The 560-nt window shown below is 43.8% G+C and carries 1 protein-coding gene and 1 pseudogene; both read right to left on the reverse strand.

Annotated elements, in window-relative coordinates; all coding sequences use genetic code 11:
• A pseudogene (locus LI114_RS13705) lies at positions 1–356 on the reverse strand (hypothetical protein); the annotation flags it as partial.
• Positions 357–560, reverse strand: a 204-nt coding sequence (locus LI114_RS13710; protein WP_227221132.1) for a hypothetical protein, incomplete at its 5' end; no start/stop codon positions are given.

Below are 560 nucleotides of genomic sequence, written 5' to 3' on the forward strand. Positions count from 1 at the left end.
ATAAACTGTCTTGCCGAGGACATCTCCACCTGGATCTCGTCAAGAAAATCATAGTCCGCCTGCAAAAGTTTTCGCACATCTTCGTTCTGCTCGGTCTGCAAACGCTTTTTGACGTACACCTTGTTGGTATCGAAACACTCACAGGAATCCAGAGCAAGAATTTCAAGGTCGGGTATGGTGCTTAACAGCATCATCAGATGATGTATCTTCACGTCAATATTAGCCGCTGAAAGCACTGAAATATTGGTGGGTTCTACGCTGAAAAATGCTATTTCGGCCTTGTCGGTTTTCACTCCGAAACGTGAAAAACGTTCAAAGCCGATAAGACCCTGAACGCTGTTTTTGTTCTTTGTCATTTAATTTTCCCTCCAAAAATACAATTGCTGCGATGTCAGAAAGAACTTCGCAGCATTAAAAATATAGTCCATAATCGCCGTTTCGTCAACCCGAAGCGAGAGAAAAGCAAAGCAGGCAGTCGCCGCAAAAGGCAGGACGTTCCACAGATTCACAAGCACAATTACCGACAGAATTATTCCGCCGCAGATTATGATAAAATCACG

The organism is Ruminococcus sp. 210702-SL.1.03 (assembly GCF_020559915.1).
Taxonomy (GTDB): Bacteria; Bacillota; Clostridia; order Oscillospirales; family Ruminococcaceae; genus YE71.